At 68.1% G+C, this 11,909-nt stretch carries 11 protein-coding genes and 1 pseudogene; all 12 read left to right on the top strand.

What is annotated here, in order from left to right; all coding sequences use genetic code 11:
* Positions 1-2: 2 nt before the first annotated feature.
* Entirely contained in the window at positions 3-818 is an 816-nt protein-coding gene (gene map, locus AWC14_RS15615) for a type I methionyl aminopeptidase (RefSeq protein ID WP_045373434.1), read from the top strand.
* A 56-nt stretch (positions 819-874) separates the two neighbouring features.
* Positions 875-2,065, top strand: a complete 1,191-nt coding sequence (locus AWC14_RS15610; protein WP_237761613.1) for a flavin-containing monooxygenase — start codon at positions 875-877, stop codon at positions 2,063-2,065.
* Positions 2,062-3,417 carry an FAD-binding oxidoreductase gene (locus AWC14_RS15605; RefSeq protein WP_057003261.1) on the top strand — a complete coding sequence of 452 codons (1,356 nt, stop codon included), beginning with the start codon at positions 2,062-2,064 and terminating at the stop codon, positions 3,415-3,417. Before AWC14_RS15610 ends, AWC14_RS15605 begins: the two co-directional genes overlap by 4 nt.
* Before the next feature lie 132 nt (positions 3,418-3,549).
* Positions 3,550-3,768 (top strand): annotated as a pseudogene (locus AWC14_RS15600) (sigma factor-like helix-turn-helix DNA-binding protein); the annotation flags it as partial.
* Positions 3,765-5,396 (top strand): carotenoid oxygenase family protein, encoded by a 1,632-nt coding sequence (locus AWC14_RS15595; protein ID WP_082632500.1) that lies wholly within the window; start codon positions 3,765-3,767, stop codon positions 5,394-5,396. The pseudogene AWC14_RS15600 and the gene AWC14_RS15595, both read left to right, overlap by 4 nt.
* A 60-nt stretch (positions 5,397-5,456) precedes the next feature.
* Complete coding sequence (locus tag AWC14_RS15590) at positions 5,457-5,996, top strand: sigma-70 family RNA polymerase sigma factor (RefSeq protein WP_081967959.1); 540 nt, start codon at positions 5,457-5,459, stop codon at positions 5,994-5,996.
* Complete coding sequence (locus AWC14_RS15585; protein WP_045373436.1) at positions 5,993-6,772, top strand: anti-sigma factor family protein; 780 nt, start codon at positions 5,993-5,995, stop codon at positions 6,770-6,772. The genes AWC14_RS15590 and AWC14_RS15585 overlap by 4 nt, the downstream gene beginning before the upstream one ends.
* Positions 6,773-6,820: 48 nt before the next feature.
* Complete coding sequence (locus AWC14_RS15580) at positions 6,821-8,536, top strand: thiamine pyrophosphate-binding protein (RefSeq protein ID WP_045373438.1); 1,716 nt, start codon at positions 6,821-6,823, stop codon at positions 8,534-8,536.
* Positions 8,517-9,152: a hypothetical protein gene (locus tag AWC14_RS15575; protein ID WP_045373440.1), complete on the top strand. Its 636-nt coding sequence runs from the start codon at positions 8,517-8,519 to the stop codon at positions 9,150-9,152. Before AWC14_RS15580 ends, AWC14_RS15575 begins: the two co-directional genes overlap by 20 nt.
* A complete protein-coding gene (locus AWC14_RS15570; protein ID WP_428838974.1) occupies positions 9,149-10,177 on the top strand; it encodes a 3-oxoacyl-ACP synthase III family protein in 1,029 nt (342 codons plus the stop codon). The genes AWC14_RS15575 and AWC14_RS15570 overlap by 4 nt, the downstream gene beginning before the upstream one ends.
* A gap of 55 nt (positions 10,178-10,232) precedes the next feature.
* Positions 10,233-11,258 carry a pyridoxal phosphate-dependent aminotransferase gene (locus AWC14_RS15565; RefSeq protein ID WP_045373461.1) on the top strand — a complete coding sequence of 342 codons (1,026 nt, stop codon included), beginning with the start codon at positions 10,233-10,235 and terminating at the stop codon, positions 11,256-11,258.
* 34 nt (positions 11,259-11,292) lie between these two features.
* Complete coding sequence (locus AWC14_RS15560) at positions 11,293-11,799, top strand: MarR family winged helix-turn-helix transcriptional regulator (RefSeq protein ID WP_045373442.1); 507 nt, start codon at positions 11,293-11,295, stop codon at positions 11,797-11,799.
* Positions 11,800-11,909: the final 110 nt, after the last annotated feature.

Raw genomic sequence — 11,909 nt, 5'->3', positions numbered from 1 at the left:
CCGTGATCGCCCTGGCCGGGCTGCGCAGCCGCAAGGTGGTGCCCCAGCGCAGCGCCGGTGAGCTCGACGCGATGGCCGCGGCGGGGGCGGTGGTGGCCGCCGCGCTGCGGGCAGTGCAGGACGCGGCCGCGCCCGGGACCTCGACCCGCAGCCTCGACGAAGTCGCCGAGGCGGTGATCCGCGACGCCGGCGCGACGCCGTCGTTCCTCGGTTACCACGGCTACCCGGCGTCGATCTGCTCATCGCTGAATGACCGTGTGGTGCATGGCATCCCGTCCGGTAGCGAAATCCTGGCGCCCGGCGACCTGGTGTCGATCGACTGCGGCGCCATTCTCGACGGCTGGCACGGCGACGCGGCGGTCACGTTCGGGATCGGCCAGCTCACCGACACCGACGAGGCGCTGTCGCAGGCAACCAAAGAGTCGTTGGAGGCGGGGATCGCCGCGATGATCGTGGGCAACCGGTTGACCGATGTCTCGCACGCCATCGAAACCGCCACGCATGCCGCCGAAAAACGCTACGGCCGCGCGTTCGGCATCGTCGAGGGCTACGGCGGCCACGGCATCGGCCGGCACATGCACATGGACCCCTTCCTGCCCAACGAAGGCGCCCCCGGGCGCGGGCCGCTGCTGGCCGTCGGTTCGGTGCTGGCCATCGAGCCGATGCTGACGCTGGGCACCGGGAAAACCAAGGTGCTCGACGACGAATGGACCGTCGTCACCGGTGACGGGTCGCGCGCCGCACACTGGGAGCACACGGTCGCGGTGACCAAGGACGGGCCCCGCATCCTCACCCTGGCCGGGCCGGTCCGGCGCTGAACCGGTGGCCTGCGTGACCGGATGAACCACAACCGGTCACGGCTCGTATTACTGGCGTGACCCGAGGTTCTCGCCTGCCCAGTGACGACGAACCCGAGGCTGTGGTCGTCGGGGCAGGGCCCGCCGGTCTTGCGGTGGCGCGCCAACTCGGCCATCACCACGGCGTCACGGCACTCGTCCTCGATCGAGCCGCGGCACCGGCGATTTCGTGGCGCAGCCGCTATGACAACTTCCGGCTCAACACCAACGGGTTCTTGTCGCATCTTCCCGGTCAACGGATTCCGCTGAACGCCGGCCGCTGGCCGACCAAGGAAGACATGGTCCGCTATTTCGACCACTACGTTGCGCGCCAGAACATCGCGCTGCGGCTCGGGTGCGACGTCCGTCGCATCGACCGGTCCGGCGGCGCGTGGCACCTCGACACGTCGTCGGGTGAAATCCGCACCGCGGCAATCGTTCTCGCGACAGGAAACTACAGCGCACCCACCATCCCGGCCTGGCCCGGCCTGAGTGGCTTCACTGGCGAGCTCGTGCACTCGGGGAACTTCGTCAACGCCTGGCCTTACCGCGGTCGCGACGTCCTCGTCGTCGGCGCCGGCAATTCGGGCGCCGACATCGCCGTCCAACTTGCCGACAGCGGCGCCCGCCGGATCTGGCTTGCGGTACGTACCCCGCCGCACCTGGTGCGGCGGGCCATCGGCCCGGTTCCGTCGGACATCTTCCTCGAACTGTTCGCGCGGGTCCCGGCACGGCTGGTCGACCCGTTGATCGGGCAGCTCAACCGCCTGATGTGGAACGACTTGGCGGCCTACGGTTTTGGCCCACCGCCGCTCGGCCTGAAGGCGACGGTGGAAACGCGGGGCCGCATCCCCACGCTGGCCGACGAGCTCATCGACACGGTACGGGCCGGCCGCGTGCGCGTCGTCGCCGCCGTCAAAGCGGTCGAATCCGGCCGCGTGATCCTGGCCGACGGCGCATCGGTTGCGCCGCAGGCGATCATCGCCGCCACCGGCTTCCGCACCGATCTCGACGCTCTGGTCGGCCACCTGGGCGTGCTCGACGACCGCGGCAACCCGCGCGGCGGCTTTGCCTCGCACCTCGGCGACGGGATGTTCGCCATCGGCTACGGCATTCCGCCCAATGGCCCCCTGCGGGCGATTCGGCTCGCCGCCACGCCGCTGGCGAGGCAGGTGGCGGCGTACCTGTCGGCAGCGCCGCACCGGGCGAAAACCGCGGTGCTGCAATGATATCCGCCGACAAGGCCGTCTTCCGCGACGCGGACGGCTACGAGGCGGCTCGCCGGGCAACGGTGTGGAACGGCCTGGTGCCGGACCGCTTTCCCGATGTGATCGTGCAGGCCCACGACACCGACGACGTGGTGGCGGCCCTGCGCTATGCGCGCGCCCACGGGCATCGCGTCGGCGTACGTTCGGGCGGACACAGCTGGACCGCCAGCCACCTGCGTGACGGCGGGGTGCTGCTCGACGTCAGCCGCCTCGATCACTGCAGTGTCGACCCGGATCGGATGACCGCCGACGTCGGGCCGGGCAAGGTCGCCAGTGTCTTCGCCGCCGAACTGGATGCGCAGGGGCTTTTCTTTCCGGCGGGCCACTGCGAAGGAATTTGCCTCGGCGGCTATCTGCTGCAGGGCGGCTACGGCTGGAACAGCCCGACGCTCGGGCCGGCCTGCGAGAGCGTGCTCGGGCTGCAGGTCGTCACCGCCGAGGGTGAACAGATCTACTGCGATCCCGAGAACCATCCCGACCTGTACTGGGCGGCCCGCGGGTCAGGGCCGGGATTCTTCGGCGTGGTCACCTCTTTCAGACTGCGGCTGCACCCACGCCCGCCGGTCTGGGGCACGTGCCTGTACATGTATCCGATCGACGTCGCCGACGAGGTGTTCAGCTGGGGACGCGCGATCCGGTCCGAGATCGACGCCAGCGTCGAACTGCAGATCCACACCGCGCGCAGCGTTCCGGCGGCCGGGCGCGCCGAGCCCGGCATCACCATCGCCTCACCCGTCTTCGCCGAATCGGAAGAGGCGGCAGTCAAAGCCCTTGCGCCGCTGGGGAGTTGCCCAGTCATCGACAAGGCGATCGTCAACCTGCCGTATGCGCCCACCACGCTGGCCGACTGGTATGGCGCCGTGAAGGCCAGCTATCCCAAGGGCTACCGCTACATCGCGGACAGCATGTTCACGTCGGCTTCCGCCGACGAGCTACTGCCGGGCATCCGCACAATCATCGAGACCATGCCACCGCACCCGTCGCATTTCATCTTCACCGGATGGAACACGTCGCCGCAGCGCGCCGACAAGGTGTACGGCCTGGAGGACGAAATCTACCTGGCGCTCTACACCATCTGGCGTGATCCGGCCGATGACGCGCGGTACCGGGACTGGGCGGCGTCCAACATGGCGGCGATGTCACACCTGTCGACCGGCATCTCGCTCGCCGACGAGAACTTGTGCCGGCGTCCCGCGCGATTCATCACCGAACCCAACATGGCACGTCTGGACAAGGTGCGCTCGGCCTACGACCCCGATGGCCGATTCCACAGCTGGATGTCTGGCGCCGAAGCCCCGGGAGGGTCACACTGAGAACACACATCGTGGCGGTGACGTCGACCCGGCACGGATTCTTCAGGGCTGGCTGACCCACGTGTACGGCGCCGGTGAACCAGACGGGCGGTTGAGTCGTATCTCACCGGAGGGCTGGTGATGGATATTCCGGAAGCCGATGCCAGGCTGGACCGGGCGCTGATGGCCGATGCGATGGCGCGGTTGTCCCCCGAACATCGCGCGGTGGTCCACCGCGCCTACTACCGGGGGTTGCCTATCGCGCAAATCGCCGGCGAGCTGGGAATCGCCGAAGGTACCGCGAAGTCGCGACTGCACTATGCGCTGCGCACCTTGCGACAGACATTGAGGGAGATGGGGGTGGCGCAATGACGCGCGCACACGGCGACGGCATGGCCCACAACGGCAAACCGTACGGCGGCCATGACTATGCGATGTGGGACGCGGCCTACGTGCTGGGCTCCCTGTCGGCCGCCGAGCAGCACGAATTCGAGACGCACATGGGTGCCTGCGCGTCATGCCGGCGGGCCGTCGACGAACTGGCCGACATGCCGGCTCTCCTGAGCCTGCTCTCTTCCGACGAGGTGGCCGCGCTCGACGACGAGCGCTCTGCTGTTGCTGCGCCGCTGCTGGTGCTCGACAAGGTCGGCACGGCCGCAAGCCGGCCGGCGACCAACGCCGTGCCCGCCCAGACCGTTTTCCCGGTGTTTCGTACCGCCAACTACGCGCCGGTGCCCGACGAACTCACTGCCCTCGATCTGCCGGTCGAAGGACAAATCCCCAGCGAGCTCAACGGGTGGTATTTGCGCAACGGCCCCAACCCGCGTGACGCCCAAGGACATTGGTGCGTCGGCGACGGCATGGTGCACGGGGTGAGGCTGGAGAACGGCCGCGTCGCCTGGTACCGCAACCGGTGGGTGCGCACCGAGAGCTTCCAGGATCCGTTCCCGGCGTACAACGCCGACGGCACCCGCAACCTGCGCTCCAGTGCCGCCAACACCCACGTGGTCCGGCACGCCGGCAAGACCCTGGCGCTGATGGAGACGTCGTTGCCGTACGAGATCACCAACGACCTGAAAACGTTGGGCGCCTACGACTTCGGCGGCAAGCTGGCCGACGCGATGACGGCCCACCCGAAGATCTGCCCGGACACCGGCGAGTTGCACTTCTTCGGCTACGGCAGCATTTCCGCGCCGCACGTCACCTATCACCGAGCGAACGCCGACGGCGAGCTGGTCATCAGCCGGCCCGTCGACGTTCCGGGGCTCACCCTGATGCACGACTTCGCGCTGACCGCCGAGCACGTCGTGTTCTTGGATCTGCCACTGGTATTCGACCTGGGCGTCGCCTTGACCATGCAAGCCGATCAGGACGTGCCGTACCGGTGGGACGACTCCTACGGCGGGCGGCTCGGTGTGCTGCGCCGCGACCTCCCGTACGGCCCGGTGCGCTGGTTCGACGTCGACCCGTGCTACGTCTTCCACCTGGCCAATGCGTACGACGCCGGCAATTCCATTGTGCTGCAGGTGGTTCGCTACCCAGAGTTGTGGCGAGAGGGCAGCGTGTTCGACACAGACGCGGCACTGTGGCAATGGACCATCGACCTGGACGCCGGCGTCGTCGACGAGCAACAACTCGACGACCGTGCCGTCGAGTTCCCGCGAATCGACGACAGGCTGACCGGGCGGCCGGCCCGCTACTCCGTTGCGGTCGGCACCCACTCGTTGGTGCGCTACGACCTGTTACGCGGTTCGGCAGAAGAACACCGGTTCGGCCGCAACGGTGGGCTGGGCACCGCCGATGAGGCGGTGTTCGTGCCCGCGGGCGAGCAGTCGGACGAGTCCGCCGGCTGGTACCTGACCTACGTGTATGACCCCGTTCGCGACGGCAGTGATCTGGTGGTCATCGACGCTTCGGACTTCGGCGGCGAACCGGTTGCCCGCGTGCAGATGCCGCGGAGGGTGCCGCACGGCTTCCACGGCAACTGGATCACCGAGTGAAGAGGTTAGCCAACTGAACGAAATAGGCGTTTGATTCGTGTACTCACAGTGAGGCTGGTGATGGACGATCCGGTCCGGGATGCCACCGGGTGGACGGCTCCGGAAGAGGCGCTGATGAAAGCGCTCTACGACGAGCACGCCGCGGCGCTGTGGCGGTTTGCGGTCCGGCTGACCGGTGACCGGGCCCGCGCCGAAGACATCGTGCAGGAGACGCTGCTGCGGGCCTGGCAGCATCCGGGAGTCATCGGCGACGGCGAGCGCTCCGCGCGGGCCTGGCTGTTCACCGTCGCCCGCAACATGATCATCGACCAAAGCCGAAGTGCGCGTTCGCGAAACGAAGTCGGCTCGCTAAACAACGCGCCGGAGCAGGCCGGTCCCGACGAGGTGAATTCGGCCCTGGACCGGATGCTGATCGCCGAGGCGATGGCGCAATTGTCGCCCGAGCATCGTGCCGTGGTCGCCCGCTCGTACTACCGGGGCTGGACCACCGCTGCGATCGCCGCCGACCTCGGGATCGCCGAGGGTACCGTGAAATCACGGCTGCATTACGCCCTGCGAGCCCTACGACTCACCCTGCAGGAGATGGGGGTAACCCGATGATTACTCGATGGGGCGCCGGCCCAGCCGACGACGGTGGGCGAGCCCCGCGCTATGACCATGAGTACGCGATGTGGGACGCCGCCTACGTGCTGGGCTCGCTGTCGGACGCCGAACGGCACGAATTCGAGGCGCACGTGCGTGACTGCGCGTCGTGCCGCAGCGCTGTCGCCGAACTCAGCGGCATGCCTGCCCTGCTCTCACGGCTGGACGACAACGTCGTCGCCGCCATCGAGGCGGCCGACCACACGAGTGACGCACCCGTGCCGCCGGAGATGCTGCCGTCGCTGCTGGCCAAGGTGGCGTGGCGGCGGCGTCGCTCCCGTGTGATCACCTGGACAGCTTCGGGCGCAGCGGCCGCGGTGCTGGCGATCGGCGTGTTCGTCGGCGTCAAGCCGCACACCCCGGCCTCCGTGCCCACGCCGCAGGCGAGCGCGCCGGCCGTGCCCGCCGCGCCGCAGCCGCGCGCATCGTCGCTGGAGATGGCGCAAGTCGGGACCAAAGCGTTGGCCTCGACCGTGTCGGTCATCGGCCAGCACTGGGGAACCTATATCGACATGAAATGCGTATGCCTGGCGCCGGTGTACGCCCACCACGACAGGTTGGCCATGGTGGTGGTGGGCCGCGACGGCAGCCGCACCCAGCTGGCGACCTGGGTGGCCGAACCCGGCCACACGGCGACCCCCGCCGGAAGCATTTCCACACCGGTCGACCAAATCGCCGCGGTGCAGGTGGTTTCCGCCGACAACGGCAACGTGTTGCTGGAACGCTCGCTGTAAATTCCGCGCCGCGGTGAACCAAAGCCACCCGGCGGTCGTATTACCGGCATGGCCAGGCAACACCGAGTGGTCGACCACATCGTCGAACATCTCGCGACGATCGGGATCGACCACATCTTCGGTGTCGACGGTGCCAACATCGAAGACCTTTACGATGCAGCGCATTTCCGCTCCGACATCACGGCTGTGCTGGCCAAGCACGAGTTCTCCGCCGCGGCGATGGCCGACGGCTACAGCCGCGCCGGCGCCCGCTTAGGCGTGGTGGCGGCGACGTCGGGCGGTGGCGCGCTGAATCTTGTTCCAGGCCTTGGAGAATCGTTTGCAAGCCGGGTGCCGGTGCTGGCACTGGTGGGCCAGCCCGCGATGCCGATGGACGGTCGCGGCAGCTTTCAGGACACCAGTGGCCGCAACGGTTCGCTGAATGCCGAGGCGTTGTTCTCCGCGGTGTCGGTCTTCTGTCGACGGGTGGTGGCGCCCGCCGACATCGCGTCGGCGCTGCCCGCCGCGGTGGCCGCCGCGCGAACCGGAGGGCCGGCGGTGTTGTTGCTGCCCAAGGACATTCAGCAAGGACTCGTCGCCACCAACGGCTACGAGCTCGACGGTACCGCGCCGCGGATCGGCGACCTGCATCCGATCATGCGTGCGCTGCGCCGCGCCAACGGACCGGTCACGATCGTCGCCGGCGAGCAGGTGGCACGCGACGACGCTCGCCGAGAACTCGAGGAGCTGCGCGCCCTGCTGCGCGCACAGGTGGCGTGCGTGCCCGATGCCAAAGACGTGGCCGGCACACCGGGTTTCGGCTCATCGTCGGCGCTCGGACTGACCGGTGTCATGGGCCACCCCGGCGTGGCCGAGGCGGTGGCGGGCAGTGGGTTGTGCCTGGTGGTGGGCAGCCGGCTGCCGGTGACCGCGCGCGCCGGCCTCGACGACGCGCTGGCTGCGACCCGAACGATCTCGATCGGTTCGGCACCGCCGTACGTGCCGTGCACGCATGTGCACACCGACGACGTGCGCCTGTCGCTGAGCATGCTGATCCGGGAGCTGTCCGGCGGCGGGCGACCCGCCGGCCTGCGGGTGCCCGACGGCATGGCACGCACCGAACTGCGGCCCCCGCTCGTCGACGCGCCGGGTGTGCGCTACCGCGACGCGATGGCGGTGCTGGACGCCGCGCTGCCCGCCGGGGTCGACATCGTGGTCGACGCCGGCAACACCGGAGCGGCCGCAATTCACTACCTGCCGGTGCGGCGCGACGGGCGGTTCGCGGTCGCGCTGGGCATGGGCGGCATGGGTTACAGCTTCGGCGCCGGTATCGGGATGGCGTTCGGCCGGGGCAGGCGCACCGTCGTCATCGCCGGCGACGGGGCGTTTTTCATGCACGGCATGGAAGTGCACACCGCGGTGCAATACCGGCTGCCGGTGACGTTCGTGTTGTTCAACAACAACGCCCACGCCATGTGCGTCACCCGCGAGCAGCTCTTCTACGACGACCTGTACAGCTACAACCGGTTCAGCCCGAGCAACCTCGGTGCCGGGTTGGCGGCGATGTTCCCCGGGTTGTCCTCGGTCGACGTCGCCGACCTCGACGCATTCCCCGCAGCGCTGGCGCACGCGATGGCCGTAGACGGCCCGTCGGTGGTCAGCGTCGAATGCTCCGCCGACGAGATCCCGCCGTTTGCGGCGTTCCTGACTCAGGCTGATCCGGTTGCCCGGCAACACATTACGAACCACAAGGAGGACCGAACCCATGTCCCTGCCAGCGCTTGACGATATCGACGGGGTGGTCCGCATCGAGACCTCGCCGCTGGAAGAAACCGCGCCGATGTTCATGGCGAAGATGCGATCGGTGTACCCGCACGACGAGGTCTACGGCCAGTACTGCACGGTCAACGACTACGTCGACTGCCCACCCGACGAGCTGTTCGAATACCTATCCGACACCCGCAGCCTCGAAGAATGGACCTACACCCTGCGAGGCTTCACCCCCACCGAGGAGCCCGGCCTGTGGGAGGCCTACGACCGGTTGCTTCCCGACACCAAGATCTACACCCGCACGGTAGCCAACGAGCAGGCACGCACCGTCGACTACCACTGCGCATGGGATCAGGGCAAGCACCTGTGGATGATCTATTTGATGCGGGTCGTCGACGCGCAGCTGGTGTTGAACAAGCCGGGTTCGGTTGTGCTGTGGACCAATTGCCGCCACCCGTTCTACGACCACAACCCCTACCCCGACACCGCACCGGCGGGTCGCACCGGCTGGGTCGGCGACTTCTGGGACCTCTTCGGCGCGGGTCACGGGCTGGAGCTGAACAACCTGAAGACGATCGCCGAATACCGGCACCGCAACGGCCTGCCGATCACGCCGGCCTGGATGAGATGACCACCGCCATGACACCTGCCGTCAGCCTGACCGACGTTTCCACCTATCTGCCCGGCGAACCGATCGGCGCCGACTATTACGCGCAGTACGCCGAGTCCGACGAACTGCGCGACAACGTGATGTTCCGCGCACCCAAGTTCCGCCATCACGTCGCACCCGACGAAACCGCCGTCGACATGATCGAACGCGCCTGTGCCGGGCTGATCGAGCGTCACGGTCACGACGTCATCTCGGACATCGACGTACTGATCACCCACACGCAGATGCCCGACATGCCGTTCTACGGCGCGGGCGGCGCCGTCGCGCACCGCTTGGGCATGCGGCCATCCTGGGTACTCGACCTCCACAACGGTGGATGTGCGGTATTTGTGTTGGCGCTCAACGTGGCTCGCCGACTTCTGGCGTCCGGTGAAGGGGGCAGCGCGCTGATCGCGATCGCGCAGAATGCGGCCGGGCAGGTCTTCGACCAACCCGGTGTGCGCCGCAAGGCTCAGTCGGCCGTCCCCGGCGACGGCGCCGCGGTGGCATTGGTGACGCTGTCCGACCGATCACCGATCCTCGATATCGAATGCCGCACCTACGGCGAATACGCCGGTGACATGACGATCGCCATGGATCCGCCCCGTAAGTGGTGGCAGCCCGGGCCGGGCGAAGGCTACATCGGGTTCACCGAAACGAAAATCGCCAAGGTGCTTGCCCGCGGCAACCGCCAGGTCCCCGAAGTCGCGCTCGCGGTGTGCGATCGAATCGGCCTGAGCTCCAAGGATATTGGCCTACTGGTCACCAATCAGCCCAACCGCGTGTTCCTGCGCAACTGGCGGGAAGCCCTCGAGGTGCCGCCCGAACGTCATCGCCATACGTTCGACGAATGCGGCAACCTGTTCGGCGCGGGCATCCCGATCAACCTGGATCGTGCCGTGTCTGAGGGCCAGGTCAGCGCGGGCGACATCGTGTTGATGGCCGCGTTCGCGCACGCCGGTGACTTCGCCGGCGCGGCCGCCGTGCGGTGGGGCGGACGAGGCTGATGACGGCCGCGGTGATCGCAAGCTCGGCGGAGCCGAGTGCGGCGGGTCGCCGCCCATGACTGCGGCGGCCCCGATGATCGACGATGCGATACCCGATGCCGTCGATCCGTTCGCGTTGTCACTCAACGAAAACCCGTTCCCGCCGCTGCCGGCGGTGCGCTCGGCGCTGATCCGTTCGATCGACGCGGCCAACCGCTATCCCGAATTTCTGCCCGAGCGACTGCGCCGGCTGATCGCCGCCCATGTCGGCATGCGCGAGGAACAGGTGGTGCTCGGCGCCGGTGCGACGGGCGTGGTGATGCAGACCCTGCACGCGCTCACCGATCCGGGCGACACGATCGTGATGGCGACACCCACATTCGACGGCTATCCGATCGTTGCGCAGATAGCCCGGTTGATCCCGGCAACTGTCCCGCTCGACCGGCACGGCCACCACGATCTGGCCGCGTTGGCCGACGCCGCCGCGACGGCGCGGGTGGTGGTGTTGTGCCGGCCGCACAATCCGACCGGCACCCTGGAGCCGGCCGACGACGTCGTGCAATTCCTGCGCCGGGTGCCGATGGACACGATCGTCGTCCTCGACGAGGCCTACGTCGAGTTCGTCGCTGCCGAGCACCGCATCGACGTGAGAGCTTTGGTTGACCGGTTCCCCAACGTGGTGGTGGTTCGGACGTTCTCCAAGGCGTACGGGTTGGCCGGACTGCGGATCGGCTACGGCCTCGGCTCGACGAGCCTGATCCATGCCCTGTGGAGTAAGCAACTGCCGTTCGGCATGCCGATCACCAGCCTGTTGGCGGTGGCATCGTCCTATCAGGCCGAAGACCAACTGCAACAGCGGATTCGGCTGATCGCCGCCGAACGCCGATACCTGCGGACACGGTTGTCCGCAATGGGGGTGTACAGCACCGACGCGCACGCCAACTTCGTGTTCCTGCCGCCGAGGGGTCGGCCGTGGCGCGAGGCGTTCGCGGGCAGTGGGCTGCGAGTCCGGTACTACGCCGACGGCGGCGCAAGGGTCACCGTCGGCAACCGGGCGTCGACGCAGGCGGTGCTGTCGGCGGTGGGAAAGCCGCGCGGCTGACCCGAATCCGCCCGAAAGTGCGGTAAGAAAGGGCGTGGCCGCTTCGAGCTCCGACAACCGCGACCCGATCGCCGCGGCGCGGGCCAATTGGGAGCGCGCCGGCTGGGGCGACGTCGCGCAGGGCATGGTCGCGGTGACGTCGGTGATGCGGGCCCACCAGATACTGCTGGCCCGCGTCGAGAACGCGTTGCGCCCCTACGATCTGAGCTTCTCGCGGTACGAGCTGCTGCGGCTGCTGGCGTTCAGCCGTACCGGAGCGCTGCCGATCACCAAGGCGTCCGACCTGCTGCAGGTTCACGTCACCAGCGTCACCCACGCGATTCGCCGGTTGGAGGCCGACGGGCTGGTGCAACGGGTGCCGCACCCGACCGACGGGCGCACCACGCTGGTGCAGATCACCGACTTGGGCCGGTCGACGGTCGAGGACGCGACGGTCACGCTCAACGAGCAGGTGTTCGGCGATATCGGGATGTCCGAGCGGGAGGCGCAGGCTTTGGTGTCGTCGATCGAAACGCTGCGGCACAACGCCGGCGACTTCTGAACGTCACCTCTTGCCGCGAGCCCTCTGACCCTTCCGGGGGCCGCCTCGCAGGCGTGAAAATGGGGTCGGGTCGCCCGCCACGCCGGTCACTCTATGGGACTTTGGAACCC

Source organism: Mycobacterium kyorinense, assembly GCF_002101735.1.
Lineage (GTDB): Bacteria > Actinomycetota > Actinomycetes > Mycobacteriales > Mycobacteriaceae > Mycobacterium > Mycobacterium kyorinense.
The sequence above is the reverse complement of the archived record's forward strand: the minus strand, read 5'-3'. Positions and strand labels throughout refer to the sequence as shown.